The sequence below is a fragment of the Sphingobium subterraneum genome, from assembly GCF_014199435.1.
GTDB lineage: Bacteria > Pseudomonadota > Alphaproteobacteria > Sphingomonadales > Sphingomonadaceae > Sphingobium > Sphingobium subterraneum.
The window spans coordinates 815,580-842,089 of record NZ_JACIJP010000001.1 but is presented as its reverse complement, the minus strand read 5'-3'; the positions used below and the strand labels follow the sequence as shown (position 1 = coordinate 842,089).

General features: G+C 61.0%; 26 protein-coding genes. 18 read left to right on the top strand and 8 right to left on the bottom strand.

The window, feature by feature from the left end; all coding sequences use genetic code 11:
* Positions 1 to 57: 57 nt before the first annotated feature.
* Positions 58 to 972, bottom strand: a complete 915-nt coding sequence (locus FHS92_RS04115; RefSeq protein ID WP_184077715.1) for a LysR substrate-binding domain-containing protein — start codon at positions 970 to 972, stop codon at positions 58 to 60.
* A gap of 92 nt (positions 973 to 1,064) precedes the next feature.
* Here FHS92_RS04115 and FHS92_RS04110 point away from each other — a divergent pair, with 92 nt between their 5' ends.
* The 6 genes from FHS92_RS04110 to FHS92_RS04085 are packed head-to-tail and all read left to right on the top strand — an operon-like array spanning position 1,065 to position 6,819.
* A complete protein-coding gene (locus FHS92_RS04110; protein ID WP_184077713.1) occupies positions 1,065 to 1,622 on the top strand; it encodes a carboxymuconolactone decarboxylase family protein in 558 nt (185 codons plus the stop codon).
* Positions 1,619 to 2,611 (top strand): ornithine cyclodeaminase family protein, encoded by a 993-nt coding sequence (locus FHS92_RS04105; RefSeq protein ID WP_184077711.1) that lies wholly within the window; start codon positions 1,619 to 1,621, stop codon positions 2,609 to 2,611. Before FHS92_RS04110 ends, FHS92_RS04105 begins: the two co-directional genes overlap by 4 nt.
* 28 nt (positions 2,612 to 2,639) lie before the next feature.
* Entirely contained in the window at positions 2,640 to 3,752 is a 1,113-nt protein-coding gene (locus FHS92_RS04100; RefSeq protein ID WP_184077709.1) for a cupin domain-containing protein, read from the top strand.
* Positions 3,752 to 4,597, top strand: coding sequence for an FAA hydrolase family protein (locus FHS92_RS04095; RefSeq protein WP_184077707.1), 846 nt, complete (start codon positions 3,752 to 3,754; stop codon positions 4,595 to 4,597). The genes FHS92_RS04100 and FHS92_RS04095 overlap by 1 nt, the downstream gene beginning before the upstream one ends.
* A 19-nt stretch (positions 4,598 to 4,616) precedes the next feature.
* Positions 4,617 to 5,414, top strand: a complete 798-nt coding sequence (gene hpaI / locus FHS92_RS04090; protein WP_184077705.1) for a 4-hydroxy-2-oxoheptanedioate aldolase — start codon at positions 4,617 to 4,619, stop codon at positions 5,412 to 5,414.
* Entirely contained in the window at positions 5,404 to 6,819 is a 1,416-nt protein-coding gene (locus tag FHS92_RS04085; RefSeq protein WP_221230876.1) for an aldehyde dehydrogenase family protein, read from the top strand. Before hpaI ends, FHS92_RS04085 begins: the two co-directional genes overlap by 11 nt.
* Positions 6,820 to 6,894: 75 nt before the next feature.
* On the opposite strand, the gene dmpG is transcribed toward FHS92_RS04085, so the two are convergent.
* Genes dmpG through FHS92_RS04060 form a run of 5 tightly spaced genes read right to left on the bottom strand, consistent with a single transcriptional unit; the run spans position 6,895 to position 10,664 of the window.
* Positions 6,895 to 7,917 (bottom strand): 4-hydroxy-2-oxovalerate aldolase, encoded by a 1,023-nt coding sequence (dmpG, locus tag FHS92_RS04080; RefSeq protein WP_184077703.1) that lies wholly within the window; start codon positions 7,915 to 7,917, stop codon positions 6,895 to 6,897.
* Entirely contained in the window at positions 7,914 to 8,855 is a 942-nt protein-coding gene (locus tag FHS92_RS04075) for an acetaldehyde dehydrogenase (acetylating) (protein WP_184077701.1), read from the bottom strand. The genes dmpG and FHS92_RS04075 overlap by 4 nt, the downstream gene beginning before the upstream one ends.
* A gap of 3 nt (positions 8,856 to 8,858) precedes the next feature.
* Positions 8,859 to 9,641, bottom strand: coding sequence for a 2-keto-4-pentenoate hydratase (locus FHS92_RS04070; RefSeq protein WP_184077699.1), 783 nt, complete (start codon positions 9,639 to 9,641; stop codon positions 8,859 to 8,861).
* Positions 9,642 to 9,688: 47 nt separating this feature from the next.
* On the bottom strand, positions 9,689 to 10,471 hold the full coding sequence (locus FHS92_RS04065) for a fumarylacetoacetate hydrolase family protein (protein WP_184077697.1): 783 nt from the start codon (positions 10,469 to 10,471) through the stop codon (positions 9,689 to 9,691).
* A gap of 13 nt (positions 10,472 to 10,484) precedes the next feature.
* Complete coding sequence (locus FHS92_RS04060) at positions 10,485 to 10,664, bottom strand: 2-hydroxymuconate tautomerase (protein WP_184077695.1); 180 nt, start codon at positions 10,662 to 10,664, stop codon at positions 10,485 to 10,487.
* Between the two features lie 241 nt (positions 10,665 to 10,905).
* Between FHS92_RS04060 and FHS92_RS04055 the strand changes: the two genes are divergently transcribed.
* From FHS92_RS04055 to FHS92_RS04020, 8 genes are all read left to right on the top strand, one after another.
* Complete coding sequence (locus tag FHS92_RS04055) at positions 10,906 to 11,865, top strand: LysR family transcriptional regulator (RefSeq protein ID WP_184077693.1); 960 nt, start codon at positions 10,906 to 10,908, stop codon at positions 11,863 to 11,865.
* Positions 11,866 to 12,103: 238 nt separating this feature from the next.
* Entirely contained in the window at positions 12,104 to 12,466 is a 363-nt protein-coding gene (locus FHS92_RS04050; RefSeq protein WP_184077691.1) for a 2Fe-2S iron-sulfur cluster binding domain-containing protein, read from the top strand.
* 15 nt (positions 12,467 to 12,481) lie between these two features.
* Positions 12,482 to 13,405 carry a catechol 2,3-dioxygenase gene (locus tag FHS92_RS04045; RefSeq protein ID WP_184077689.1) on the top strand — a complete coding sequence of 308 codons (924 nt, stop codon included), beginning with the start codon at positions 12,482 to 12,484 and terminating at the stop codon, positions 13,403 to 13,405.
* A gap of 110 nt (positions 13,406 to 13,515) precedes the next feature.
* A complete protein-coding gene (locus FHS92_RS04040; RefSeq protein WP_184077687.1) occupies positions 13,516 to 14,637 on the top strand; it encodes a Rieske 2Fe-2S domain-containing protein in 1,122 nt (373 codons plus the stop codon).
* A 233-nt stretch (positions 14,638 to 14,870) separates the two neighbouring features.
* Entirely contained in the window at positions 14,871 to 15,716 is an 846-nt protein-coding gene (locus FHS92_RS04035) for an MFS transporter (protein ID WP_343056645.1), read from the top strand.
* Between the two features lie 262 nt (positions 15,717 to 15,978).
* Positions 15,979 to 16,434, top strand: a complete 456-nt coding sequence (locus tag FHS92_RS04030; protein WP_184077683.1) for a VOC family protein — start codon at positions 15,979 to 15,981, stop codon at positions 16,432 to 16,434.
* Positions 16,435 to 16,436: 2 nt separating this feature from the next.
* Positions 16,437 to 17,633 (top strand): FAD binding domain-containing protein, encoded by a 1,197-nt coding sequence (locus FHS92_RS04025; protein ID WP_184077681.1) that lies wholly within the window; start codon positions 16,437 to 16,439, stop codon positions 17,631 to 17,633.
* A 44-nt stretch (positions 17,634 to 17,677) separates the two neighbouring features.
* Positions 17,678 to 18,100 carry a VOC family protein gene (locus FHS92_RS04020; protein ID WP_184077679.1) on the top strand — a complete coding sequence of 141 codons (423 nt, stop codon included), beginning with the start codon at positions 17,678 to 17,680 and terminating at the stop codon, positions 18,098 to 18,100.
* 118 nt (positions 18,101 to 18,218) lie between these two features.
* Here FHS92_RS04020 and FHS92_RS04015 read toward each other — a convergent pair whose 3' ends face one another.
* On the bottom strand, positions 18,219 to 19,016 hold the full coding sequence (locus FHS92_RS04015) for an alpha/beta fold hydrolase (RefSeq protein WP_184077677.1): 798 nt from the start codon (positions 19,014 to 19,016) through the stop codon (positions 18,219 to 18,221).
* A 126-nt stretch (positions 19,017 to 19,142) separates the two neighbouring features.
* Between FHS92_RS04015 and FHS92_RS04010 the strand changes: the two genes are divergently transcribed.
* The 4 genes from FHS92_RS04010 (at position 19,143) to FHS92_RS03995 (ending at position 25,069) form a co-directional block, all read left to right on the top strand.
* Positions 19,143 to 19,460, top strand: a complete 318-nt coding sequence (locus FHS92_RS04010; protein ID WP_184077675.1) for a winged helix-turn-helix transcriptional regulator — start codon at positions 19,143 to 19,145, stop codon at positions 19,458 to 19,460.
* A 325-nt stretch (positions 19,461 to 19,785) separates the two neighbouring features.
* Positions 19,786 to 20,607, top strand: coding sequence for an SDR family NAD(P)-dependent oxidoreductase (locus tag FHS92_RS04005; RefSeq protein ID WP_184077673.1), 822 nt, complete (start codon positions 19,786 to 19,788; stop codon positions 20,605 to 20,607).
* 52 nt (positions 20,608 to 20,659) lie between these two features.
* On the top strand, positions 20,660 to 22,801 hold the full coding sequence (locus FHS92_RS04000; RefSeq protein ID WP_184077671.1) for a hydantoinase/oxoprolinase family protein: 2,142 nt from the start codon (positions 20,660 to 20,662) through the stop codon (positions 22,799 to 22,801).
* Positions 22,802 to 22,813: 12 nt separating this feature from the next.
* Complete coding sequence (locus tag FHS92_RS03995; RefSeq protein ID WP_184077669.1) at positions 22,814 to 25,069, top strand: hydantoinase B/oxoprolinase family protein; 2,256 nt, start codon at positions 22,814 to 22,816, stop codon at positions 25,067 to 25,069.
* A 236-nt stretch (positions 25,070 to 25,305) separates the two neighbouring features.
* On the opposite strand, the gene pcaF is transcribed toward FHS92_RS03995, so the two are convergent.
* Positions 25,306 to 26,508 (bottom strand): 3-oxoadipyl-CoA thiolase, encoded by a 1,203-nt coding sequence (gene pcaF / locus FHS92_RS03990; RefSeq protein ID WP_184077667.1) that lies wholly within the window; start codon positions 26,506 to 26,508, stop codon positions 25,306 to 25,308.
* Between the last annotated feature and the right edge of the window lie 2 nt (positions 26,509 to 26,510).

Sequence of the window (26,510 nt, the reverse complement as noted above, 5' to 3'; positions counted from 1 at the left end):
CCAGGATGAAAGCAGGGACAAGCGGATCGCCTAGAGCTGACCCTGGGCCAACGGCGGTCAATCGCCTCCGGATGCCGTCTTTGCGACATGTTCCAGAAACCGTAGGGTCACCGCGGATTCCTGACCCTTGCGCCAGGCAACGCCAAACCGCACCTGGCTCAGGTGTACCGGCACGTTTTTCACGTTCAGTGGTCGAAACGAACAGCCGCGCATGCGCAGCCGTTCGGCTGAGGCCGGAAGTATGGCGACACCTTCGCCGCATGCAACGATGCCCACGACGGCCTCGGTCGTTGGCGCAAGATGCACGATGTCGGGGGCAAAGCTCGCCAGGCTGCAGAGCGCCAGCAAATCAGAATGGAAATTGAAGCCGCGGGTCGGTTCGTAAGCCACGAACGGGGAGGGCGCGAGCTGGTCGACGGCGACCGCCCCGCTGTCCGCCAGCAGCGGATGCCCGCCAGGCAACGCCACGACCAACGGTTCGGCGTAGACAAATCGCGTCGCTATCAATTCGTCGAAGACGGGTAGGCGAAGGATGCCGATGTCGATGGTCCCGTCGCGCAAAGCCTCAATCTGGTTGAGCACCGGCATTGCCTGGAAGGCGACCAATACGTCTGGCGCAACCGTACGAAAGCTGCTCACGAGGGACGGGAGCAGGGAATAGACGTTGGATCCCCCAAAGCCGAACGTCAGGGTCCCACTGAACCCTGCGGCGGTGCGCTGGGCGCGGCGGGTTCCCTCATGGAGAATGGCGAGCGACTTGCGCGCGTCCTCCACCATGCTGGCGCCCGCCGATGTCAGCGTAACATGGTGCTTGTCCCGCTCGAACAGCCGTACCCCGAGTTCCGTTTCAAGATCGCGGATCGCCCGGCTGAAGGGCGGCTGAGAAACATGACATCGTGCCGCCGCCCGCGTGAAATTCAGTTCTTCTGACAAAGCAATAAGATAACGAAGCTGGCGCAGGTCCATGGTCATACCTCAGGAGTATCACAAATGGACTTATAATGTATTTCCGATCTTGCCAACAACAGACAATAAGCTTCCGTGACAGGCTGCGGAGGCAGGATATGAGTGAAAAAATGGTGCGCCTGGAGTTCGATCAGTTGGCTCCGCGCTTACAGGATCTGCTTCAGGCGCGGGTTGCGCGGCTGGGCTATCTAGGCGAGTTCTTCAAATGCACAGGGGTGCAGCCGGACATCTTGGCGCCGTTCATGGAAATGACCGAGGCGCTGAAAAAGGCTTTGCCTGATCGCCTGACTGAAACCGGCGCGCTTACTGTGGCGATGCTCATGGGCAATAGCTACGAACTGCACCAACATGAGCGACTTTCCCGCAAGCTGGGCTTCGGTGAAGCCTGGGTTGCGGCTGTCGAGGAACTGTCTCCGGACACGGCTCCCGATCTTTCCGACGCCGAACGGGCCGTCCAGCGCCTCGTTATGGCCATGATCGATCGACGGGGAAAGACGGTTCAGGCCGAAATCAATGCCAGCATCGATCAGATTGGCGCGGATGCCACGATCGCGGTGATGTTCCTGGTGGGCCGATACATCACGCACGCTCTGATCGTGAACGGCCTTGAGCTCGCTCCGCCGGTCCCGTCCATCTTTGCCGAGCAGCAGGCATGAGCCAGCCGATCTGGATCTCCGAGGCGGAAGTCGTATCGCTGATGTCGCTGCCCGAGGCGATCACCGCTTTGCGGGACGGGCTTCGCGAGGAAGCCGCTGGGCGCGCGTCCAACATGGTCAAGACGCACGCGACCTGGGACAATGGTTCGACGCTTCATGCCATCGGAGCGGTGTTCGAAGGCTGGGGGGTCGTCGGCACCAAAACCTGGGCGCACACGGCCGGGGGGGCCATGCCGTTGCTGGTCCTGATCGATGCCGCCAATGGGGCGGTGCTCGCGATCATCGAAGCCTTCGCCCTGGGCCAGATGCGAACCGGAGGGATCAGCGGCGTCGCGACGGATCTGATGGCGCGTGGCGACGCGACACGTATGGCGATCATCGGTGCCGGGAAACAGAGTCTGGCCCAGGTTGCCGCCGTCGCTGCTGTTCGTCCGCTCGACCGCGTCACGGTCTGGAGCCCCACGCCAGCCAATCGTGAAGCCCTTGCGGCCAAGATCGAAGCAAGCCTGCACATCGAGGCCATTGCCACTGCGACGCTCGACGAAGCGCTGGACAGCGCCGACATCGTCACGCTGGCCACGCGTGCCCGGGTGCCATTTCTCGCCAGCAATTCCTTGCCTGCCGGGGTCCATATAAATGCGGTGGGGGCAATCACCCCGGAGCGCGCAGAGTTCGCGCCGGATCTGCTCGCGCGCTCCGACCTCCTTGCCGCGGACAGCGTTCCGCAGGTCCGCAAGCTCAGCCGTGAGTTCGTGGAGGCGTTTGGCGAGGATGAGGCTGCTTGGTCGCGCTTGAAACCGCTGAGCGCGTTGGTCGCGGCCAGCGCATCGCGGTCCGACCGGACTGACCTTTCCGTTTTCAAGGCCATGGGAATGGGCATTTCTGACCTCTCTCTCGGGATAGCACTGCTGAATCGGGCGCGCGCCGCTGGCCTTGGGCGTCCGCTCCCCGACATCATCCGAAAGGCCCCGCGCCTGACGGCCGATTGAATATCACCCTCGATCAAGGAGGAACATCATGAACGATTTCCGTACCGACTTTGCCGACACAATCGGACGTTTCGTCGATATCAGCGGCGCAAACTATCCAATCAACGATCCCTGGGCTCCCGCGATCGTCACGAAGGAACAGATTGATGAGGAAATCGAGCGCCTTGCCTCAATTCCTCTTCCATCCAACGGTCGCCGCAGCTCGCTGATTGTGCATCCGCGCGCCGATTCCGCCACGCCGGGCCTTGCTACGTCCGTACAGGTGACGCTCAATGTCCTGAAACCGGGCGAACGTACGGCGCCGTTCCGGCATAATGCCACCGAGGTGAATTTCTGCATCTGTGGCGAGGGCGTCGCCACCATCGGCGACCGGCGCATTCCCTTTCGCAAGTACGACGTCTACAACACGCCTTCCTTCGTGCCCTATTGGCGCGAGAATAACGGCAGTGATTTGCAGGTATTTCTCACCTACACCAATGTTCCGCTGCTGCAGTTCATGCAGGTCCATCACTGGGAGGAAAATCCGCCGTTGTTGGCAGCCGTTCCGCACGAGGAGGACGCCATCAATCCGCGCCGCAACAGCCCCTATGGCACGTTCCAGATCAGCGACGACGGCGCCATGCTGATGCCCTATGAAAAGCTCATCAACCCGCCCACGGTTGAATCCAACGCGCTGCACTGGCCCTGGGAAAAGGTCGAGGCCGAGCTCAAGAAGCTGCAGGATCTGGGGCAGGACTATATCGGGCGCCGACTGTACCTGTTGTATAATCCGGTCACGGGTCGCACCAACGGCACCACGCCCAACTTTTTCGCTACGATTACCATTCGTCCGCCGAAGATTGTCGATCGTCCGCACCGCCATGTGTCGGAATCGATCAACTATTATTTTGCGGGCAGCGGTCGGAGCACGGTGGCCGGCAACGTCTATGAATGGAAGGCGGGCGATCTGATGCTGTCCGCGCCAGGCTGGGCGGTGCATAACCATGCGTCCTATGACGAGCCCGTCTACGAACTCACGATCCAGAACCAACCGCTCACAATCGCCATGGAATCGCTGCTGTGGCAAGAAAACCTGAAGGAGCCGCCCGCGCTGCTCGGCGCCCAGATGGGCTTCGACACCAACCGCAAGTCGGCCGCTTGATGGCGACCCCGGCGATTTCGGTTCTGGGAGGGTCGGTCGGCACCACGCTTTCGCGTGACGCCGTGCAGGCGGCCGCTGACGCGCTCGACAGCGCCGAGCGGTCGCGGACACAGATCAGGCTGCTGACCGACACCCATCCGGACATGACCATGGACGACGCCTACGCCGTGCAGGAGGCGTGGGTGCAAAAGAAGGTGGCTGGCGGCGACCCCGTGGTCGGATGGAAGATCGGCCTGACATCAAAAGCCATGCAGGCCGCCCTTTCGATCGACATACCCGATTCCGGAGTTTTGTTGGACAGTATGAAGTTTGCGAACGGGGCCGATATCGCCCGCGAGCGTTTCATCCAGCCACGCATAGAGGCGGAAATTGCCTTCGTCATGCGCGATGCGGTCCCGGCCGACGCGTCCCCCGCCCAGATTCTCGCTGCGACCGACTATGTAGCGCCCGCCCTGGAAATTCTCGATACGCGGATCTTCCGCAAGGATCCGGTGTCGGGCCGTCTGCGCACGGTTCTTGATACGATTTCCGACAATGCCGCCAACGGTGGTATCGTGATGGGAGACGCTATTCGCGATTTTGCCAATAGGGATTTGGGGTGGGTCGGGGCCATCGTTTCGCGGAATGACGAGGTCGAGGAAACCGGTCTTGGCGCTGGCGTGCTTGGTGATCCGCTGGTTTCGGTGGCTTGGCTGGCGCAACGGCTCGGTGCATATGGTCAGCACATCGAGGCGGGCCAGATTGTCTTATCCGGTTCCTTCATCCGCCCGGTCGAGGCTCCGCCGGGTAGCCGAATTGTCGGAGACTTCGGACCGTGGGGCAAGGTCACCTGTTCGTTTCTCTGATGATCCGGAGCCAACTTCCATGAATTCCTTCAAGCAGGCCATCGGGCAGGGCAGAACCCAGATCGGCCTTTGGCAGGCGCTCGCCTCGCCTTACACTTGCGAAATCTGCGCAGGGGCCGGTTTTGACTGGCTGCTCATTGACGCCGAACATGCGCCGAACACCATTCCGCTCGTGTTGGCGCAGTTGCAGGCGTCGTCGTCCTATCCGGTTGAGCCAGTCGTACGCTTGCCGACGGGCGATTCCGTTCTGGTCAAGCAGTATCTGGATATAGGCGCGCGGACGTTGCTGATACCGATGGTCGATAGTGCCGAACAGGCTGCCAGCCTGGTGCGGGCTACCCGCTATCCGCCAGACGGATTTCGCGGCGTAGGCTCTGCTATCGGCCGTGCCAGTCGCTGGAACCGTACCCCGCAATATCTCGCCCGGGCCGCCGAGGAAATCTGCCTTCTGGTGCAGGTGGAAACCTGCCAGGGCATGGACGCGATAGGCGAGATTGCTCAGGTGCCGGGCGTGGATGGCGTATTTATCGGACCATCGGATCTTGCGGCCGCCATGGGACATCTCGGCGATGCAACCCACCCCGAGGTCCAGGCTGCCATCGAACATGGCATTGCCGAAGTGCGGGGTAAGGGAAAGCCTGTCGGCATGCTGATCGCGGATGAGACACTGGCCCGACGTTACCTTGAACTGGGCGCCAGTTTCGTGGCAGTGGGCACCGACGTGACCATTCTGGCGCGTGGCGCGGAGGCTCTGGCGCAGCGATTTGCGGGGGCCTCGGCACAGCTCCCAGCAGGAGCAAAGAAAGATGTCTACTGACATGCTGCGATCCACCGTGGGCGGCGAAGAGGCCGGTGAATCCCATTCGATCAATCCCGTTACCGGCGAGGTGGTGGCGCGCTATCCTTGGCTCAGCGCCCCACAAGTCACTGCGAAAGTGGAGGAAGCCGCCAAGGCCTATGCCGCGTGGAGCGCATCCGGTCTTGATCGTCGCTGTCACGCGCTCCGGCAGTTGGGCGAGGTTCTCGGGGATCGTCAGGATACCCTTTCGGAGCTGATCGCGCTGGAAATGGGCAAGCCGGTCGCGCGCGCCCGGGCAGAAGTGTTAAAGTGCGCCAACCTCTGCTTTTGGTATGCCGACCATTCAGAGCGGCTGCTGGCGGACGAACTGGTCGATCTTGGCGGTGATGGCGCCGCGCGGATCAGTTACCGGCCACTTGGCATCGTACTCGGCGTCATGCCCTGGAACTTCCCCTTGTGGCAGGTGCTGAGGGCCGCCGTTCCTGTCATCGCGTCAGGAAATGGGTTCCTTTTGAAGCACGCGGACAATGTCCAGGGAGCCGCCTTTGCGCTTGAAGCGGCGTTCGCCCAGACCGACATGCCCAAGGGGCTGTTCGCGAACCTGAATGTGCATCGGTCGGTGTTGCCGAGGCTGTTGTCGGATCCACGGATAGCCGGTGTTTCCGTCACGGCCGGGGTCGCCGCGGGCTCGGCGATTGCGGCCGAGGCGGGGAGGAACCTCAAGAAGTCGGTCCTGGAACTCGGGGGTTCTGATCCCTTCATCGTTCTGGCCGACGCGGATCTCGATCGAGCGGTTCCAGCCGCCATAGAGGCACGGTTTCAGAATTCCGGCCAGGTCTGTATTGCGGGCAAGCGGATCATCGTGGAGAAGCCGATCGCCGCAGCGTTTACAGCACGGTTTATGGATGCCGTCGGACAACTGCGGATGGGTGATCCCTTCGATGCGGATGTTGACCTTGGTCCATTGGCGCGGGTCCGGCTGCGAAATGAACTGGCCGATCAGGTCGAGCGCAGTGTCGCAATGGGTGCGAAGCTCCTTGCGGGGGGCATTGTGCCCAGCGGCCCCGGGGCCTTCTACCCACCGACCGTGCTGACGGACGTCACCCCGGACATGCCCGTGTTTGCCGAAGAAACCTTTGGTCCGGTCGCAGCGCTGATGACGGTTGACGATGCAAAGGCGGCGGTCGAGCTTGCCAACAACTCGGATTTCGGGCTGTGCGGTTCGATCTGGACCGGGAACATCGCGCTGGGGCAACAGCTGGCCGACTGCATCGAGAGCGGTGGCATGTTCATCAACAAGGTCGCCATTTCCGATCCCCGCGTGCCAATAGGTGGCATCAAGCAGAGTGGTTATGGCCGGGAGCTGTCGCATTTCGGCATCCGCGAGTTCTGCAATGCGAAGATGGTCTGGAACGGTGCATGACCTTCGCCGCACGCGCCGCACGCGAAAGGGGGCCGCTGCGCACGGCCCCCCCAAAGTATAGACCTGCTGAATTGTTCAACCTTTAGCGAGGTCCAGCGCGATATCGACGATCATGTCCTCTTGCCCGCCGACCATCTTGCGGCGGCCCACTTCGGCGAGGATCGAGCGGGTATCCACGCCGTAGTCCTCGCTCGCTTTTTCGGCATGGCGCAGGAAGCTGGAATACACCCCGGCATAGCCTAGCGTCAGCGTTTCGCGGTCAACCCGCACGGGACGGTCCTGCAGGGGACGGACCAGATCCTCGGCCGCGTCCATCAGCGCATAGAGATCGCAGCCGTGGTTCCAACCCATTCGGTCGGCAGCGGCGATGAACACCTCCAAGGGCGCATTGCCTGCCCCCGCGCCCATGCCCGCAAGTGAAGCATCGACCCGGACCGCACCGTTCTGCACGGCGACGATCGAATTGGCGACGCCCAGCGAGAGATTGTGATGGGCATGGACGCCGCGCTGGGTTTCCGGCTTGAGCACGCGGTCATAGGCGGCGACGCGCGCGGCGTAGTCATCCATGCTCATCGCCCCGCCACTGTCCGTCACATAGACGCAGTGCGCACCATAGCTTTCCATCAGCAGAGCCTGCCCGGCGAGCGATTCCGGAGTGGTCATGTGGCTCATCATCAGAAATCCGGAGACGTCCATCCCGAGCGCCCGCGCGGCCTCGATATGCTGTTTGGAAACGTCCGCCTCGGTGCAGTGGGTCGCGATGCGGACCGAGCGGACGCCCATCTCGTAGGCGTGCTTCAGGTCATGCACCGTGCCGATGCCGGGAAGAAGCAGGGTGGTCAGCACCGAGTGCTCCAGCACCTCCGCCACCGCGCCGATCCAGTCCCAGTCCGTATGAGCGCCAAAGCCATAGTTGAAACTGGAGCCCTGGAGTCCGTCACCATGGGCCACCTCGATCGCATCCACCTTCGCCCGGTCCAGCGCACGAGCGATGGCCCTGACGTGGTCGAGGCCGTACTGGTGGCGGATCGCGTGCATCCCGTCACGCAGGGTGACGTCCTGAATGTAGAGCTTTTGCGTGTGCGGATCGAATGTCATGCGTCCGCTCCCTCGTGTATACGGGCGGCCATTTTCTCGGCGGTTTTCAGTGCGGCGGATGTCATGATGTCCAGATTTCCGGCATAGGCTGGCAGGTAATGCGCGGCCCCTTCGACCTCGAGAAAAACCGTCACCTTTAACCCGGTGAATTTTCCGTCCATCTCGGGAATGTGCAGGGGGCGGTTCGATCCGATATGCTCGAACTGCACCGCCTGTTTGAGGCGATAGCCCGGAACATAGGTCTGTACCTCGGCCACCATGTCCGCGACGCTTGCGCGAATGGCGTCCTGATCGGCATCCTCGCACAGGCAATAGACTGTATCGCGCATGATGAGGGGAGGGTCCGCGGGGTTGAGGATGATGATCGCCTTGCCCCGGCTGGCCCCGCCCACATCCATGATTGCCTGACTGGTCGTCTCGGTAAATTCGTCGATGTTGGCGCGCGTGCCCGGCCCGGCGCTGAGCGAGGCGATAGAGGCCACGATCTCTCCATAATGCACCTTGGCGACCCGGTTCACGGCCGCGACGATGGGGATCGTTGCCTGCCCCCCGCAGGTCACCATGTTGACATTGCGGGCGTCGAGGAACGCCTCGCCATTGACAGGCGGGACGACATAGGGGCCGATAGCGGCTGGGGTCAGGTCGACGATCCGTTTTCCCGCCGCCAAAACCAGATCACTGTTGCGCCTGTGCGCACCCGCGCTGGTCGCGTCGAACACGATTTCCACGTCGGCGAATTCCGGCATCGCCATTAACCCGTCGATCCCTTCGTGTGTGGTAGCAACGCCCAGCCGGGTGGCACGCGCGAGACCGTCGGATTGCGCATCGATACCGACCATTACGGCCATTTCCAGTACGCTCGACAGGCGCATCACCTTGATCATCAGGTCCGTGCCAATATTGCCCGAACCGATGATCGCGACCCTGGTTTTCTTCATGTCTCAGCCCTCATAGCGGAAGGAACACGCACCGATACCGGCCACTTCGGCCCGAACCGCGTCACCCGGTGTCAGGGCGACCATGGGACCGAGCGCTCCGGCCAGCAGTATATTGCCCGCACGCAGGGGCTCGCCGCGCGCGGCAAGGGTATTGGCCAGCCATGCGGCTGCGTTCAACGGATTGCCAAGCGCTGCCGCACCCACTCCGGTCGATGCAACGGTGCCGTTGACGATCATTTCCATTGCAGCGCCGACAAGGTCCAGTCCGGGCAGCGGCTTGCCTTCGTCGGCCAGTACGAAAAAGGCGGACGAGCCATTGTCGGCCACAGTGTCGGCGAACGTGATTTTCCAGTCGGCAATGCGGCTGTCGACAATTTCAATGGCGGCGTGGACCGATGCTACGGCGTCGGCCACTTGCGCTGCGGTCGTGTCCAGCAAGGGCAGGTCGGCCGCCAAAACAAAAGCGATTTCCGCTTCTGCCTTGGGCTGGATGCAAAGCGCGGGATCGAGCTGGCCGCCGTCGGCCACACGCATGTCTGCGAACAGCGCGCCGAAATCAGGCTGGTCTACGCCAAGCTGCGTCTGCACGGCCTTGGCCGTCAGCCCGGCCTTTCGCCCTACGATGCGGCGGCCCTGCGCTTGCCAATAGCGGGTGTTGATTTCCTGCACGGCATAGGCACCGGCTGCATCGAGCGGATCAAGGCCGTCGCGGAGCGGGGGCACCGGCCCTGCCGTATAGGCATCGCGAATACGTACAGCAATTTCGTCGTGAGTGACCTGGGGCATCTGTTTCCAACCCTTGAAATATATGCGTGCAATATAATCCGGAAGGCTTAGCTGGACGTCGACGCTGTCTCACCGTCCACGCTAAATTCCGCTTTGCCGAGCCGATCCACCCTGACGCACACGTGCATCCCGGGGCTCAGCGCTTCCGCCCCGGTGGCGCCGCCCGCCATCACGATGTCGCCTGCTTGCAGAGGTTCATCGGCGGCGGCCGCAAGGCGCGCGGCAGCGACCAGCGAACGGACCGGGTGCCCCAGAATGGCCGCGCTTGAACCCACCTGTCGGATCTGCCCGTTGATCTCCAGAACGATCCCCAGATTTGACAGATCCTGGCGGGGGCTATTCCAGTTGCCTATCACCAGCCCCGAAGACGAGCTGTTGTCAGCAATGACGTCGGTTAAGGAAAAGCGGAAATCCTTATACCGGCTGTCGATAATTTCCAGGGCGGGCGCAACGGCTTCCACCGCAGCCATCGCTTCCATCGGGCTAACCTTGGCAGGCAAGGGTGCCTTGAGAAGAAACGCAATTTCCGGTTCTACCCGGGGGTGCACATAACGGGTGAATTTCACCACGCCGCCCTCTTCCTGAAGCATTCCGTCGGTAAGGCGGCCCCAAATCATTTCGTCTATGCCCATCTGCGCCATCTTGGCGCGGCTGGTGAATCCCATCTTGATTCCGATCCGCCGCTCGCCACGTTCATAGCGCAGGCGCATCAGGGCGGCCTGAATCGCGTACGCCTCATCCAGGCTCAGCGGCTCGGCCAATTGCGGGGTGGGTGTGGCGTTGCGGGCTGCGGCATCGAGCCTGCCTGCAATGTCTTCGATCCGGTTCACGCGGTTTCTCCGTTCAGGCTTTCGGTATTCCGCCGACCGACCAGTTCGTCGGTGGGACCTCCTGGAGAATGACACGGATGGTGTCGATCGGCACGCCTATGGTGCGATGGATGGCTTCGGCGACTTCCTTTTGCATGGCGCGCCTGCTCTCGTCCGGGCGGCCTTCCACCATCATGACAGTTACGATTGGCATACGGAACTATCTCTCCTTATGTGCAAACAATGTAGGCGGCGGCCGGGTGTCGACGCTTCGAAAGTCATCGGAACCTAGCCCTGTCGCGGAGAAGGGGCCAATACCATTTGCCTTTCATATTATGCATAGAAGTTATACTGTCTGAGGGTGCAATCCCCATGGGCATTGATTGACCGTTCAAAAATGTCTGTGTGTTGCGGCGTGCGGGCAGGGTTGGATCATGATCATCAAGGACGTTTGAATGGATTTGCGCCAGCTGAGATATTTCGCCGCCGTCGGGCAGGTCCTAAACGTCAGCCGGGCGGCGGTAATCTTGAATGTGTCGCAACCGGCTTTGTCGCGCCAGGTGCAAGCCCTGGAAGAAGAGCTGGGCGTTGTCCTCGTGGATCGTTCGGAACGGCCGCTGAAACTCACCAGCGCGGGAGCCTATCTCCTCGATCAAGCGCTGCTGCTGCTGGAAAAAGCTGATCAGGTCGCGGCTGCAACCCGACGCCTCGGTCAAGGCCAGCGGCATTGGATGGGCATCGGTTTTGTGCCTTCGCTGCTTTACAGCTTCCTTCCGGAGATGTTGCGCCGCTTCGGCAGCGCGCGAAGCGACATCGAGCTTTCGTTGTCGGAGATGACTTCGCTCCAACAGACAGCGGCTCTTAAAGCCGGCCGGATTGATGTTGGCTTCGGGCGCGTAGAGATTAATGATCCGCAAATCGCTACCGCAAATGTGGCGCGTGAGAGGCTCATGGTGGCGATGCCTGCGGGTCTCCACGCTCAACCAGATGATGCCATAGCCCTCGCCGACATAGTGAAGGAGACGGTCATTCTTTATCCCGCGGAGCCGCGACCGAGCTTCGCCGACCATGTCATTGGCCAACTTGTGGCGGAGGGGCACCCCATCCGGCAATATATCGAGACCAACAATATGCACACCGCGCTGGGTCTGGTTGCTGCGGGCAGCGGTTGTACCCTGCTCCCCGCCTCGACGGCATTGCTGCATCGGCCGGATGTCGTTTACCGACCAATAGCGGGCGCGTCGCTCTCGACCGTGATCTATATGGCTGTGCGTGCCAATGATCATCGCGAGCAGCTTGTAGCGTTCACAGAAATGGCGCGTGAATGCCTGGCGGATTTCGACCCTGAAAGCGCGAGCGATCCTTTACCGATCGCTTCCGTCGCGCAGGGGTCGCACCCCTTGCCGCGGCCCTGACTTCAGGCGGTATGTCGCGCCCTTTGGGCCCCTTTCTAAAACCGCTTGAGCTGTCCGTGACATACCCGTTCCCACGGGGGCAATCTGCCGCTTGATTAGTCATGATTATGGCAACGCTCCAGAACCGATTTCCGTGCTCGCTTCCGGACTGATAATATCTCGGGGTTCCGACGCTTCCTCATCGCGCCAAATCGGCGGTGGGACGCGGAACGGAAGTCAATGGCCGGATGCGTATTCGATGCAAGCAGTTCAGGGGAGCGATCAGGATAGCGTGATGGCGGAAGTCGCCGCCACGCCGATTGTAGCAACCGACGCTGAGCGTGGCTCAGAGATAATCGTAACCGCCGACCAAAGCCTGCTGAACGCGATCGAGCGCTTCGAACCAAGTTCGGTCGCGGTTGGATGCCGCAACGGGGGATGCGGGCTATGCCGGGTTCAGTTGCTCGCCGGAAGCGTCCGGTTGGGTAAAATGAGCCGCCGGTTTGTCTCGATCGAAATGGAGCGTGAGCGGTTTGCGCTCGCCTGCCGTGTCTACCCTCAGACGAATATCACCTACCGGCTTTCGCCGATTGAACCGCGCATTCCCGGAAACGCTTACTAGACAAGGATAAAAACGATGCGGAGAGGAGTTTTACGACCTGGCCATGTGCAGATCAGGGTTCTGGACCTTGAACCTGCCGTTCAACATTATACCGAGTTGGTTGGCTTGATCGAAACCCACAGGGACGGCGAGGGGCGCGTATATCTTAAAGGGTGGACCGAACCCGAACTGTTCTCCGTTGTCCTGCGGGAAGCGGATGAGGCCGGCATGGATTTCCAGGGCTTCAAAGTACGCGACGAGGATACCCTAACCCAGCTCAGCCGTGATCTTCGGGCATGGGGTGTCGACGTCCAGGAGATCCCTGCCGGGGATCTCGACCACTGCGGTCGCCGGATGCAGTTTTCCACGCCGACGGGGCACCGTTTTGAACTCTACGCGACAAAGACCTACACGGGCCCCTGGGGAATCTCCGAAGTGGAGCCGGAGGCCTGGCCCCGCGGCCTGCGCGGAATCCGGGTTCAGCGGTTCGACCACTGTCAGATTCACGGCCGCGACATCGAGGCGATGCGCGACCTGCTGAGTGAAGTCCTCGGCTTTTACGTGACCGAGCATGTCATTGACGATACGGGCAAGAACCTCGCAATTTTCATGTCTTTGGCAATGAAGGCGCATGACGTTGCGCTGATACTCGACGACCGTCATGGCACGTTTCACCACGCCGCTTTCTATGTCGAAACATGGGAGAACCTGCTGCGCGCGGGCGACCTGATATCCATGACCGGAACGTCGCTGGACACCGCGCCGACGCGGCACGGCATCACTCGCGGCCAGACAACCTATTTCTTCGATCCATCGGGCAATCGTAACGAAGTCTTTGCCGGCGGAAGCACGCATTACCCGGATCAGCGGCCCTATGTATGGCACGATCGCAATATCGGCAAAGCGATCTTCTATCACCACCAGAAATTGTCCGAAAAATTTATGACGGCGCTTACCTGAGTTGGTCGGCGTGAGATAATTACAGATTATCCACCGCAATTTTTTTAGATTTTTCGAAATTTGTCAGGTGTCTTACTTGGCGGTTTTTAGATGAAAATGGATTGAATTCTATGACACAAAATTCACTTCCCGATTTTGCTCGCGTCGAAGGCGGCGCCATCGCGGGGCGGTATATGGCGCAGTTCTGGCAGCCGATAGCGATGGGTTCCGATTATCCGGTCGGAAAGGCGCGCCGCATAAAGATGCTCGGCAATTTCTATACCCTCTATCGGGGGGAGGACGAACGTCTTCGGTTGACCCAGGATCGCTGCCCGCATCGGGGGACGAGCCTCGCTTATGGATGGGTTGAAGGAAACAGCATCCGTTGCCGCTACCATGGTTGGAAGTTCGACGGAGAAGGAAAGGGGCAGCACTTCCCCGCGGAAACCGCAACCTATGCCAGCAAAATCTGTTTGAAGACCTATCCGGTCCGGGAATATCTCGGCCTTGTATTTGCGTTCCTCGGGCAAGGCGAAGCACCGGAGTTTCAGACCTTTCCAGAAGCGGACGATGAATCCTTCGGCGAATTGATCGTGCGGGCGGTCGAACTGCCGTATAATTTCTTCCAGCGTATCGAGAACGATCACGACGAGGTTCATGCTCATTACACCCATCCGCAGATGGAGTCCTACGGGTTTAAGGAACTGCCCTGGATCACCGCTCGTGAGACGGACTATGGCTTGTTGAGTGTGGCCAAGCGGAAGGAAGGTCCGACCTTCGAGACGCATTGTTTCATGCCGAACGTTCAGCTCCGCGAGGTGCCGCTGCAGCAGGACAAGACGCAGGTATCGTTGCACCTCGCGTGGCGGGTGCCGATCGACGACAGCACCACCTACAGCGTTATGGTCAACCGCGTCGCCACCTATGACGAAAGCATGCGTGGCCGTGAAGCCAACATGGAAGATCCCGGCGAGATCGCGGCTCGGGTGATGTCGTGTGAAATCAGTCTCGATGAAGTCGATCCGGATTATCCGCTGTTGCCGATTGTCCAGGATACGGTGTCAATCGGCGGACAGGGCGTCATTGCGGACCGCAGTTCTGAAAACCTTGGGCAGTCGGACCGCGCCATCGCGCTGTTGCGGCAGCTCTGGGCGCGGGAAATGGCCCTTCTCGAGCGTGGCGAGCCGTTGAAGCGCTGGCACCGGCCCAAGGATTTCGTCTTCAAATCCGAGGATGCGTTGTCCACCGTTTGATCGTCGTCTTAAACGATGCGATCCCGTTTCGAGGAACGGTCGGCTGACGTGTGGCGGGGTGGTCCGTACCAATTCCACAACTTGGTCTGTTCGGCCTCCCCGGACGTGCATCAAAGCGGATCGAGGCTGGGACTAAACTGTCAGCACGACCTCCGATCGGATCGAGACACCCGACCACAGAGAAATCGCGGCGGAATATCGAGAATGAGCTGCGAGTGAACAAGGAACATGCGATGGCCTCTTCGACTGTAACCCTGCATGCGGATGGGGCGAAATTTGGTGCGTATTTGGCGCAGCCAACAGCGCCGAACGGGGCGGGTGTCACACCGCACTTCGGTTGGCGGTCGATGTTTGTCATTGGAGGTCTGGCGCCGATCGCAATCATACCGCTGTTGCTTGCTATTATTCCTGCTGATCGACGGCCGGGCCACGTGCGTTCACATCAACCTGCGGTTGGCCTTGCGCGGGGAAGGGCATTGTTTGGCGGAGGGGCGTGGCGTTTGACCATGTTGCTGTGGACAGGCATGTTTTTAAGTGCCGCTCCCGTCTTTGTCGCTGTGGGATGGCTGCCTACCTTGATCGAGACTGCAGGCGCCTCCGTTGCGACAGCCGCGCTGACCGCGTCGCTGTTTTCCGTTGGTGGCGCGGTGGGAGGTGTCGCTGCCGGAAGCCTCGCCGACCGCTTCGGAATAAAGGTCATGTTACCGTTTGCGATGGCGGGTGTGGTCGCCGTCATCAGCTTGGGCTTGACGATTGGCAGCATCGCTATTGTGCCCGTTGCCGGTGTGGCGGGCTTTTTCGCGATTGGCTTGTTGACGCTGATGAGCGCCGTCGTGGGACAATTTTATCCGGAAGAGATCCGCGCATTGAGCGTAGGCGCGAGCTTGGCTGTGATGCGGATCGGTGCGGCTGCGGCGCCGTGGGCTGCGGGACATCTGCTTGACCTGGGCCTGTCGCCGGGCGGGCTGTTCGCGGGCTGCGCCGCTATCGGTATGGCGAGTGGACTCGCATTTTCAGGCGCGGCTCGCCAGCGTGGCGCAGCGGTCGAAAAGGGCGCGCACAGCGGGATCGCCCATTAGTAACCGTCGCGCGGTTTCACACTCCCAAAATGCCATCCTAACAACACTTGCAAATGCGACAGTTGCTTTTACAATAACGAATCAGGCGCACAAGCGGCCGGGGAGGATGCTGTGACGAGAATTGTTTCGCTATGGTCGCTCATCTGCGTTCGGCATTCCGGGCGTCGTATAGGGCCAGAGGACCGCTTGGGCGCATGCCATTGGGAAGATGGTTCTCGGCTCGACCAGCAATGTTCGCGGTAAGATAAAGAGGGAGGCAAGAGTGGCCATTCAGCGGCTGGGACATTATTCAATCCGAACGGCGGATCTGGCTTCATCGCTGTCCTTCTACACGGAGGTTCTGGGCTTCCGGCAGGGATATAGACCGGATTTTCCCTTTGGCGGTGCCTGGCTTTATCTGGCGCATTCCGATGCCGATTACGGCGTGGTTCACCTTATCGAGGCCGATCCGAATTCGGCTGGGCTGAGCCACTATCTGGGGCAGCGTGAGGGTGAGCAGACCATGGGATCGGCTGCCGTTGATCATATCGCGTTTCTCGCCGCCGATGTCGATGGCGTCCGCGAGCGGCTGAACAGCCGGGGCATTGATTTCCGGGAGCGGGTCGTGCCCAATCTCGGCCTCATCCAGATCTTCATCACGGACCCCTCCGGCCTGACCCTCGAACTCAATTTCGAAACCTCCGACGCGGTCGGCGGCTCCGATAAGGCGGGTGCTTGAACATGCGCGCGATTATCGTAGGCGGTTCGATCGCCGGGCTGTTCACAGCCAACATGCTGGAACGCGCTGGATGGGATGTAGTGGTCGTCGAGCGTACGGGGGAGGCGCTTTCTTCGCGCGGGGCCGGGGTTGTGACACATCCGGAACTCTTTGCCGGGCTCGAAGCTGCGGGCCTCACACCGGACGACATCGAAACAGTGGCAGTCGACGGCCGCATCCTGTTTGGCGCCGACGGTAGCAGGGAACAGACACTGCACCTGCCCCAACGCCTGGTCGCTTGGGGTGAGCTTCATGGACGTCTGGAGAGCGTGTGGGGAACTTCTCGCGTCATGCGCGGCGCTTCTGTCGTCGGGTATGAGGAGAGCGAAAATTCCGTTTCGGTTCAGTTGACCGATGGTCGGTCGCTGACGGCCGATGTGCTGATTGGAGCCGATGGTCTCCGCTCGACGGTGAGAAGGCTGATGCTTCCGGATGAGGCTCCCATTTACGCGGGTTACGTCGCGTGGCGAGGGCTGGTGGCAGAAGAAGATCTTTCGCCGGACGTGGCAGCGGACCTTATGAATTGCTTCTCGTTCGGGTTCCCAGCAGGGGAACAGATCCTCGGTTACCCGGTGGGTCGGCCGGGCGGAGCGTCGGCCGATCTCGGGCGACAGCTCAATTATGTCTGGTATCGACCGGTGGAGGATCCTGATCAGCTCCAGGCGATGTTTACGGACGCCAATGGTAAAGTGCATCGCGATGGCATACCCCCGGCGCTCTTGCTGCCGACGATCCTGGCCGACATGCGCCGTGAGGCAGTTCGCGTTTTGCCCCCGCAGCTTGCTGCCGCCGTACAGGCAACCCGCCAGCCGCTCCTGCAACCGATCTACGATTATGCGGCGTCGCGAATGGCGTCCGGGCGTGTTGCGCTGGTTGGCGACGCCGCTGCCGTCGCCCGCCCGCATTGTGGCATGGGCGTTACGAAGGCCGGCAGCGATGCCGTCGCTCTATCCCGTGCCTTAGCGGCATCGCCAGACGATGTCCCGGCGGCGCTTCAGCACTATGATGCGCAGAGAAGGCCAACCGATCTCGCACTGATGCACCATGCCCAGGAGCTTGGCGCGTCGATCGGATCGGGCAAGCCCGCGGTGTCGGCCATGGAGGGACAACGATTGATGCGCGCGGTTGCGGTGGCACCGGAACTGGGCCTTACAGGCTGAACACAGGGGCAATAGGGCACTGATTTTTACATTGGAGATCGCTCATGGCTCTTCGCCCGTTCCATCTCGCGTTTCCGGTCCACGATCTTGCTGCAGCCCGCGCTTTTTGGGGTGGCACGATGGGATGTCCGGAAGGCCGCAGCGCCGACGACTGGGTGGACTTCGATTTCTTCGGCCACCAGATTGTCGCGCATCTTTTTGCAGACAGGCAAGCGCCAGATGCAGGCGGCAATCCGGTCGACGGTTTCGATGTTCCCATTCCCCATTTCGGCATTGTGCTCGATATGGCCGACTGGCAGCAATTGGCCGACCGCCTCATCGCAGCCGGAACGCATTTTGAGATCGAGCCCTATGTCCGCTTCAAGGGGCAGGCCGGCGAACAGGCAACCATGTTCTTCCGTGATCCAAGCGGTAATGCGATCGAAATGAAGGCTTTCGCCGACCTCGGTCAGCTTTTCGCCAAGTAAGGCACCGGCGCGCTTTCGGTCCATCAGGGGCTTGGAATTGTAACGGCTTTGCGCCCGTCTCCTGCTGGGAGTTCTTTCCTCTCAACGGACCTGCGCAAAACCGTTACTCATGGGGTCTTTACGGCAGGCGACGGATGAATGTTTCGATCATGTCGTTGAACTTTGTCGGGTTGTCGACAAAGAGAGCGTGACCTTCGTTAGCGAACCGCTCAAGCTGGATCTTGTCGCCAAGCTGCGACTTCAGATATTCCGCACCGCCCTGAAGGAGGTCCTGATAGGCAAATATGACCGGTCGGGTGAGCCTCGCGAACGCGCCAGTCAGGTCGTTGTTTGAAACCATGTTGTGCATCAGGGCGACCGCCGAATTGGTGGGGACCTTTTCCGTGGTGCCCTTCACGAAATCCAGATAGGATTCTGACTGCTCGGTTTTATACCAGAACGGTATGAATTCATCGATCGCCTGCTGCCGGTTCTTCTGCAACAGGTTCGTAAAGTACGCGAGTATGGGAATGACATCGGGGTTCTTGTCAGGCGGAAGCAGGCCATCGACCAGTACGATCCCGCCGAGCTCATCGTCTCCGAATTGCTCCACGTAGCTCATGAGTTCGCCGCAAGCCATAGACCAACCGACCATGACGGGCTGTTTGAGGCCAAGCGCATCGACGACGTCCTTATAATCGCGGGCGCGGTCCTCCGGGAGGTGGCCGGTCGAAGGCTTGTCGCTTTCGCCTTGTGAACGTGGATCGATCGCGATTACGCGGTATCTTTTGGAGAGCTCGGTGATCTGGTGCTCCCAGATGGTCGCTTCACTCAACCAGCCGGGGATCAGAACGATCGCTCTCCCTTCTCCGGTATCCGTGTAGTGGATCGAGATCCCGTCAGAGGTTTTGACGTTGCCGTGCTGTGTTGTCGTCATGGGAGAATTCTCTCTCGCTCGTGATTTTGCAGGAAGTGGGTCGATATCTTCGGCGCTGGCAAATTGGAATTACGCACCTTAAAGTGGTATGCGCACCAAAAGGTAAGTATGATTAGATCGCACCCCATGCCCAGCGACGCCGACGAACGGGACCTCTGCGCGGAACGCCTGCGCGAGGCGCTCAGTCGCATCGATGGACGCTGGAAGCTGGCAATCCTTGCTCATTTGTTTGAGAGTGGCAGCCAGCGGTTTTCCAAGCTGGAGCGCGCCATACCGCAAGCCTCGCAAAAAATGCTGACGCAGCATCTGCGTGAACTGGAACGCGATGGTCTTGTGAGTCGAACGGTCTACCCGCAAGTACCGCCCAGAGTGGAATACAGGTTGACGGAGCGCGGCAATGCCCTGAAGTCTGTCTTCGCCGCATTGGACCAATGGAACGCGTGAATTTGGACTGAGAGGGCGGGCGACATCGCAAGGCGGCGTTTGGCGTCTTCCGCTCCGTTTGGCGCTTGACGTCAAAACATGTGAAGGCCGAGCAGAACGGCGATGATATCTGTGTCGAACGCCCGTCTTGTGGCGCGCGTTAGGCGATAATTTCCCCGGTCTGATGTCAGCGCCGTTATATCGGGCAGAGCGTCTCCCGATAGCCATAAATTTCTGTGTCAAATGCAACGGTTGTGAATGCAAGACTTGTTGACACAACAAAATAAACCTCATAACACCACCGAAAGCCAAAATAGAAAATGCCATCGAGAGCACGGAGAGCAGCTTGCAAACGGTTCGTAACACCGGTGACGCGAACGATAGAGGAGACGCGTCCGAGTTCTGGCCCGGGCGGTACGCGGGGCAATCGGCCCTTATCGTAGGGGGTACAGGCGGGATCGGTGCAGCGGCCGCTCGGCGACTGGCGGCAGAGGGCGCGAGCGTCGGTATCCTTGATCTGAACGGCGACGCGGCGCAGACGCTTGCACAAGAACTGAGTGATCGCGGCTACACAGCCCTTGGCTATGCGCTCGACGCCACCGATCCGGCTCAGGTCGCGAGAGTCTTCGATGATTTCGAAACCCGCATGGGTAAGATCGACGTCCTCGTCAACATGGCCGGATTGTACTCGCACATCGAGTTCAGCGCGATGACGCTGGATGTGTGGCGCAAATATATTGCCATCAACCTCGACATCACCTTCGTCACGACGCACGATGTCCTGCCCCGCATGATTGCGCGAGGCTACGGCCGCATCAGCACGGTGTCGTCGGCTAGTATTGCGCTCGGGCTCACGGAATATGCGGGTTACATTGCGGGCAAGTCGGGAGTCATTGGTTTGACGCGCGTGCTCGCACGGCTCGGCGGCGGTCACAACGTCACCGCGAACACCATCATGCCGGGCTTGATCGAAACATCGGTCAGCAAGGCCAGCTATGGCAGTCATTGGGCGTCGGTCGCCGAGCAGACCGCCGCCATGCAGAGCGTCCCGCGGATCGGCGGTCCGGAGGACATTGCCGATGGCATCGCCTGGATCTGCAGCAGGCAGGCGCGCCATATTACTGGACAGGTACTCAATATCGACGGCGGTCTCCACTTTACCGACTAGAGCTGCCAGCAAGCTGCCGATTAACGTGCAATATGGAAGAGGAATGACTGCGATGACGACTGGCCCCTACACGATCGGCGTGGATACGGGAGGCACCTTCACGGATACGGTGGTCGTCGATGCGGAGGGCGTCGTGACCATCGGCAAACAGCTTTCAACGCCGCCAGAGTTTGTTGGTGGGGTCGAGGCAAGCGTGGCGGCAGCGGCAGACGCGTTGGGATTGTCTCTGGACTCTCTCCTGGAAGACACCAAGCAGTTCCTGCACGGCACCACGATTGTCGTCAACGCGCTCGTGACGGGACGCGGCGCGAAGATCGGACTGATCGCGACGCGAGGCTTCGGCGACACGGTATTCATCGCCCGGACCACGAGCCGGTCTGCCGGACTGCGTAGCGACCAACTTCACCGCTATGCCCATCTTTCGCGACCCAAGCCCACGATCCCGGTCAGCAAATCGCTGGTGCGTGAGGTGATTGAGCGGGTCGATCGCGACGGTCGCGTCCTCATGCCACTCGACGAGGCAAGCGTCCGGGACGCGATCAAGGAGATGCTCGATGAGGGCGCCGAAGCGATCGCTGTATGCCTGCTATGGTCATTCCGCCATCCCGCGCATGAAGAGCGTGTCGCGGCGATCGCGCGGGAAATTGCGCCCGATGTGCCGGTCACGATCTCGTCCGAGCTCGTGCGGCAGATCGGCGAATATGAGCGGACAACCACGACAGGCTACAATGCCGCCATGTCCGGGATTGCTGCTGACTATGTCGATCGACTGTCGAGCCGGTTGGCCGGCAACGGGCTGAAGCAGCCGCCGCTCATCATGCAGGGTAACGGGGGCGTCGCATCTGTCGCCAAGATCCGGCAGGCACCGGTCAACCTCGTCGGCTCCGGTCCGGCAGGTGGGGTTCTGGCGTCACGCGCGCTTGCCGCCAAGCTGGGCATCGAGAACGTGATCTGCACCGACGTAGGCGGCACCACTTTCGATGTGGGCCTGATCGTTGACGGCGACCTCGAACTGACTCCGACGACCACCTTGCACCAGCACAGGCTGTTTCTACCCCTGGTGGATGTCGTCTCCATCGGTGCGGGAGGTGGCAGCCTTGCGCGAGCCGAGATCGTTGGTGGTACCGGACGTCTGCGCGTCGGGCCGGAGAGCGCCTACTCGGTACCGGGCCCGGTCTGCTATGGACGAGGCGGAACAATCCCGACGGTTACGGACGCCGATCTTATCCTGGGTATGCTCGATCCCGAATTCTTTCTGGGTGGTCAGATCAAGCTCGATGTCGAAGCGGCCCGCGAGGCGATCCGCATTCATGTCGCCGATCCCCTCGGGATGTCGATTGACGAGGCGGCGTCCGGGATTGTCGAGATCGCGGACAGCCACATGGCCGATCTGATGCGCCAGGTGACCGTGCAGCGCGGGCACGATCCCCGCAAGTTTACGGCCTTTCTGTTCGGCGGCGGCGGTCCGCTGCATGGCTCCGCTTACGCTGCGAAGCTGGGTGTCAGAAATATGGTGGTGCCGGGCGGGGCGCTTGCGTCCGTTTTTTCCGCCTGGGGGATCGCATCGGCGGATATCAACCATTCTTTCCAGCAATCGGTCGCGATGACGGTGCCGGGTGACCCCGCCATCCTCAACGAAACGTTTGAGGCGCTCGAGCGGGCAGCCCAGGAGCAGCTCAGCTCAGACGGTGTTAGCAAAAGTGAGCAGGTGCTCCAGCGCCGCGTTGACATGCGTTACACGATGCAGACCAATGAGGTCACGGTGTCGTTGAATTCCGACGTGGTGAACGATGCTACCCTGGCCGACCTGGCCGAACGGTTCAGCGTCGAATATCAGCGGCTCTATGGTAAGGGCACCGGCTTCAAGGACGCGGGCATAGAGATCACAGCCTGTCGCGTGCAGGCGCTCGGCATGCTGTCCCGCCCTGAACTCAAGAGCAGCATTTCCGGACGAGGTTCGTCGTCGGCGGCATCGCAGCCGCCGGTTTATCGTGAGCGGTCCGTGTACTGGCCGGAGCTGCACGCGCGGGTCTCCACGCCGGTTTATCGCCAGGAAAGCCTCGAGGTCGGTTCGACCATCACCGGTCCCGCAATTATCGAGTTGCCGACAACCACCGCGACCGTCCGTCATGGGCAGACGCTCGTTGTCGACGAGATGTCCAACTATTTCATCACCCAGAATTCCGCGGCGTAGGAGGCACGAGCTATGGCAAGTCAGTTGAAGGTTCCCGCGCACGACGTTCATAATGCGAGCGACGCGACGTCCGCAGCACTGATGTTCGAGCCCAGCGCAGGCGGCACGCTCGACCCCGTTACGTTCGAGGTCATCTCGCACAAGCTCGCCCAGTTGACAGGTGAGCAGGCGACCACGTTGCAGCGCACATCGGGATCAGTCGTGGTCAACGAGGGGCAGGACTTTTGCGTGACGATCGCCGATGCACGCGGAAATGTATTCGGGCTCGGAGACTTCGCGATCGTCCATGCGACCGCGCTGCAGCACGCATTCCGCTGGACCATTGAGAACCGGGCTGAGGACGGCGGAATTCAAGAAGGCGACATGTTTCTCCTGTCCGATCCCTGGATCGGAATCGCTCATCAGGCTGACGTCGGCCTGTTGGCGCCGGTGTTCGTGGAAGGCCGACTGTTCGCGTGGGTGGGCAACACCATGCACATGCTCGACACGGGCGGTCCGGTCGCGGGCGGGCTGAACACTGCAGCCAAAGATGTTTTCTCCGAGCCCGCGCCGATGCCGCCCATCAGGCTTGTGCGGGGCGGCGTTCTCCAGCGCGAAGTCGAGGAGATGATGACGCGCAGATCGCGTCTGCCGCATCTGCTCTCCCTTGATCTGCGCGCGATGATCGCAGCAAACCTCGTCGGCGTGAAGCGCATTCAGGAAATTGCCGCGGCGTACTCTGCCACGACGTTGCATCTGGCGATCAACCGGATCCAGGACAATGCCGAGATGGAATTTCGCGATCGGCTCCGCGAACTGCCCGACGGGCGCTGGTCTGACGTCCAGCTTTGCGAGGTGTCGGGCGACGGCGATCGCGGCATGTACGGGATCCGCGGCACGATGACCAAGAGAGGGGATCAACTCGAGTTCGACGTATCCGAAACCGATGATCAGCGGGGCTTTTTCAACAGCACATGGCCGACCGCCGAGGGCGGTCTCGTGGCAGCCGTCCTGCCCCTGCTGTGCCCGGATCTTACCTGGGCACCTAGTGGGGTCCAGCGCGCGATTACGTTTAAATATCGGCCGGGGACGATCATCGCGGCGACTTTCCCGGCGGCGGTTTCGGCCGGGCCGATCGCGGGGGGTTTGCTCGTGACGTCGCTTGGCACCGCCCTGGTCTCGAAGATGCTGTCGTGCGCCAGCGATGCCTTGAAGGAAAATCTCTTCGCGGTCACCTCGGCTTGCATCCCCGCGAATTTCTTCCGCGGCGTTGCGCCTGATGGCAGACCGATCATGACATTGAACGTGGATACCATTCCCGGAGGCACCGGCGCGCGCAGCTGGCGCGATGGTGACGAATATGCCGGCATCAGCTTCGCACCGTCCAGCCGTATCCCGAACATCGAACATCAGGAGCACGCCTCGCCATTCTTGTATCTCTATCGACGCGAACTCCCCGACAGCGGCGGCGCCGGACGATTTCGCGGCGGCGTGAGCGGCGAGTGCGCCTTCATCCCCTATGGGCTGGATCAGCCGATGGAGATGATGCTCGGTGTCCACGGCGCGGCGATGCCGTCCAGTACCGGTCTCAATGGCGGACTACCCGCTAAGGCGGTGAGTTACAGGATTTATCGCGACGTCGATGTCCTTGGCGAATATGCCAAGGGGCAGATGCCCGCGCACGCGAGCGAGTTCGGTGTGGACATCGAATGGGCACATCCCAAGATTTCTTCGGTCCCCTTCGGTCTCAAGGACGTGTTCGTGTCGGCGGGATCTGGTGGCGGTGGCTATGGCGATCCCCTCGAGCGCGATCCGTCGCGTGTGGCCAATGATGTCAAGGAGGGATATGTGTCCGTGGAGCGCGCGCGGGACATCTATGGCGTCGCGATCCTCGGGGACACTGTCGATCACGATCGCACCGAAAGCTTGCGAGCGGACATTCGTCACGCGCGGATCGGCCATAGGCCGGATTCTTCACCACACGCTCCCCCGCCCGCAGGGCACAGGATGCTGTCGGAACATGTCGGGGTGACGGATGCCGGTAGCGCGGTTTGCACCAAATGCGGGACCGATCTGTCGCGCGGGACGCAGGACTTCAAGGCAGGCGCGACCATGCATACGGTCGATATGCTTGATGCGGGCCTTGTGTGGGTACACCCGAGCCACTTCATCGACGAAGAGCTCGCCCTCCGGCAATATAGCTGTCCGGGATGCGGCACGTTGCTGGAGACCGAACTGGCGATCGCACGGGAACCGATCAAGAGCGACCGGGAGCTCTTCACCGCATAGAGAGACTTCTTGTCCGAAATCGCAAAAGACCAATAAGCTAGAGCGGTTGAACTGATTTAGTCAGAGCACAAACCGCTCTAGCCGGGCGACCGCAACAGGAGTGGTTGCCCGATAGCATAGCGCTTATATCGCTTACGATGTGGATCAGGTTTTTCGTGCGTCTGACCCGCTGCGACAAACGGGCTTCACAGAGTTGGTTGCGTAAAAAGCGTCGTCCTGCTTCTGCAAATGGCGAGCTACACGCGCTCCAGCGCGAGGGCCAAACCTTGGCCCACTCCGACACACAGCGTCGCAAGTCCTGTCTTGCCGCCGGTGGTTTCCAATTGATGCACGAGCGTCTGAACCAGCCGTGCTCCCGACATTCCCAGCGGATGACCGAGCGCAATCGCGCCGCCATTGGCATTAACGCGCGGATCTTCATCCGCGATACCAAGGCCGCGTAACACTGCCAGAGCTTGTGAGGCAAAGGCCTCGTTGAGTTCGATCGCGTCGATTTGGTCGACGCGCCATCCCAACCGGTCGAGCAGGCGTTGCGTCGCTGGAACTGGTCCGATACCCATGACGCGAGGCGGAACCCCGGCGCTCGCCATGCCCAAAATGCGCGCACGCGGCCGCAGGCCGTGCCGGGCCGCCGCCGCTTCGCTGGCAATGAACATTGCTGCGGCGCCGTCATTGACGCCCGAGGCATTTCCGGCAGTCACGGTCCCGTCACTGCGCACGACCGGTTTCAGCGCCGAGAGCGCTTCCAGCGACGTTTCGGGACGGGGGTGTTCGTCGGTATCGACGCGAATCTCGCGCCCTTTACCTGTGGTCTGGACGACGGCGGTGATCTCGTCATCGAACCAGCCTTTGGCTTGGGCAGCCGCCGCACGTTGCTGACTGCGATATGCGAACGCGTCCTGATCGTGCCGGGAAATGCCATAGTCGCCCGCCACGTTCTCACCCGTTTCCGGCATGGAGTCGACACCGTAAAGCGCGCGCATCCGCGGGTTGACGAACCGCCAGCCGATCGTGGTATCGGCAATGGCGGCGTTGCGCGAAAAGGCTGTCTCGGATTTCGGCAGGACGAACGGCGCGCGGCTCATACTCTCGACCCCGCCAGCGATCATCAAGTCCGCGTCACCGGCGCGGATAGCGCGCGCGGCGCTGCCCACCGCATCGAGGCCAGACGCGCAGAGTCTGTTGATCGTTGAACCTCCCACGCTCTCGGGTAGGCCAGCAAGCAGCGCGGCCATGCGCGCGACGTTGCGGTTGTCCTCGCCCGCCTGATTGGCGCAACCCAGCACGACGTCATCGATCGCAGCCGGATCAATTCCCGAGCGAGCGACGAGAGCCATCAGTGGAATGGCAGCGAGGTCGTCGGCGCGAACCGACGCGAGGGCTCCGCCATAGCGGCCGATGGGCGTGCGGATCGCATCGCAAATGAAGGCGTCGCTCATGC

Excerpts from the sequence above, each read along its gene's own strand:
- FHS92_RS04115 (WP_184077715.1), bottom strand. The coding sequence starts at position 972 with ATGACCATGGACCTGCGCCAGCTTCGTTATCTTATTGCTTTGTCAGAA.
- FHS92_RS04110 (WP_184077713.1), top strand. The coding sequence starts at position 1,065 with ATGAGTGAAAAAATGGTGCGCCTGGAGTTCGATCAGTTGGCTCCGCGC.
- FHS92_RS04105 (WP_184077711.1), top strand. The coding sequence starts at position 1,619 with ATGAGCCAGCCGATCTGGATCTCCGAGGCGGAAGTCGTATCGCTGATG.
- FHS92_RS04100 (WP_184077709.1), top strand. The coding sequence starts at position 2,640 with ATGAACGATTTCCGTACCGACTTTGCCGACACAATCGGACGTTTCGTC.
- FHS92_RS04095 (WP_184077707.1), top strand. The coding sequence starts at position 3,752 with ATGGCGACCCCGGCGATTTCGGTTCTGGGAGGGTCGGTCGGCACCACG.
- hpaI (WP_184077705.1), top strand. The coding sequence starts at position 4,617 with ATGAATTCCTTCAAGCAGGCCATCGGGCAGGGCAGAACCCAGATCGGC.
- FHS92_RS04085 (WP_221230876.1), top strand. The coding sequence starts at position 5,404 with ATGTCTACTGACATGCTGCGATCCACCGTGGGCGGCGAAGAGGCCGGT.
- dmpG (WP_184077703.1), bottom strand. The coding sequence starts at position 7,917 with ATGACATTCGATCCGCACACGCAAAAGCTCTACATTCAGGACGTCACC.
- FHS92_RS04075 (WP_184077701.1), bottom strand. The coding sequence starts at position 8,855 with ATGAAGAAAACCAGGGTCGCGATCATCGGTTCGGGCAATATTGGCACG.
- FHS92_RS04070 (WP_184077699.1), bottom strand. The coding sequence starts at position 9,641 with ATGCCCCAGGTCACTCACGACGAAATTGCTGTACGTATTCGCGATGCC.
- FHS92_RS04060 (WP_184077695.1), bottom strand. The coding sequence starts at position 10,664 with ATGCCAATCGTAACTGTCATGATGGTGGAAGGCCGCCCGGACGAGAGC.
- FHS92_RS04055 (WP_184077693.1), top strand. The coding sequence starts at position 10,906 with ATGGATTTGCGCCAGCTGAGATATTTCGCCGCCGTCGGGCAGGTCCTA.
- FHS92_RS04050 (WP_184077691.1), top strand. The coding sequence starts at position 12,104 with ATGCAAGCAGTTCAGGGGAGCGATCAGGATAGCGTGATGGCGGAAGTC.
- FHS92_RS04045 (WP_184077689.1), top strand. The coding sequence starts at position 12,482 with ATGCGGAGAGGAGTTTTACGACCTGGCCATGTGCAGATCAGGGTTCTG.
- FHS92_RS04040 (WP_184077687.1), top strand. The coding sequence starts at position 13,516 with ATGACACAAAATTCACTTCCCGATTTTGCTCGCGTCGAAGGCGGCGCC.
- FHS92_RS04035 (WP_343056645.1), top strand. The coding sequence starts at position 14,871 with ATGGCCTCTTCGACTGTAACCCTGCATGCGGATGGGGCGAAATTTGGT.
- FHS92_RS04025 (WP_184077681.1), top strand. The coding sequence starts at position 16,437 with ATGCGCGCGATTATCGTAGGCGGTTCGATCGCCGGGCTGTTCACAGCC.
- FHS92_RS04020 (WP_184077679.1), top strand. The coding sequence starts at position 17,678 with ATGGCTCTTCGCCCGTTCCATCTCGCGTTTCCGGTCCACGATCTTGCT.
- FHS92_RS04015 (WP_184077677.1), bottom strand. The coding sequence starts at position 19,016 with ATGACGACAACACAGCACGGCAACGTCAAAACCTCTGACGGGATCTCG.
- FHS92_RS04010 (WP_184077675.1), top strand. The coding sequence starts at position 19,143 with ATGCCCAGCGACGCCGACGAACGGGACCTCTGCGCGGAACGCCTGCGC.
- FHS92_RS04000 (WP_184077671.1), top strand. The coding sequence starts at position 20,660 with ATGACGACTGGCCCCTACACGATCGGCGTGGATACGGGAGGCACCTTC.
- FHS92_RS03995 (WP_184077669.1), top strand. The coding sequence starts at position 22,814 with ATGGCAAGTCAGTTGAAGGTTCCCGCGCACGACGTTCATAATGCGAGC.
- pcaF (WP_184077667.1), bottom strand. The coding sequence starts at position 26,508 with ATGAGCGACGCCTTCATTTGCGATGCGATCCGCACGCCCATCGGCCGC.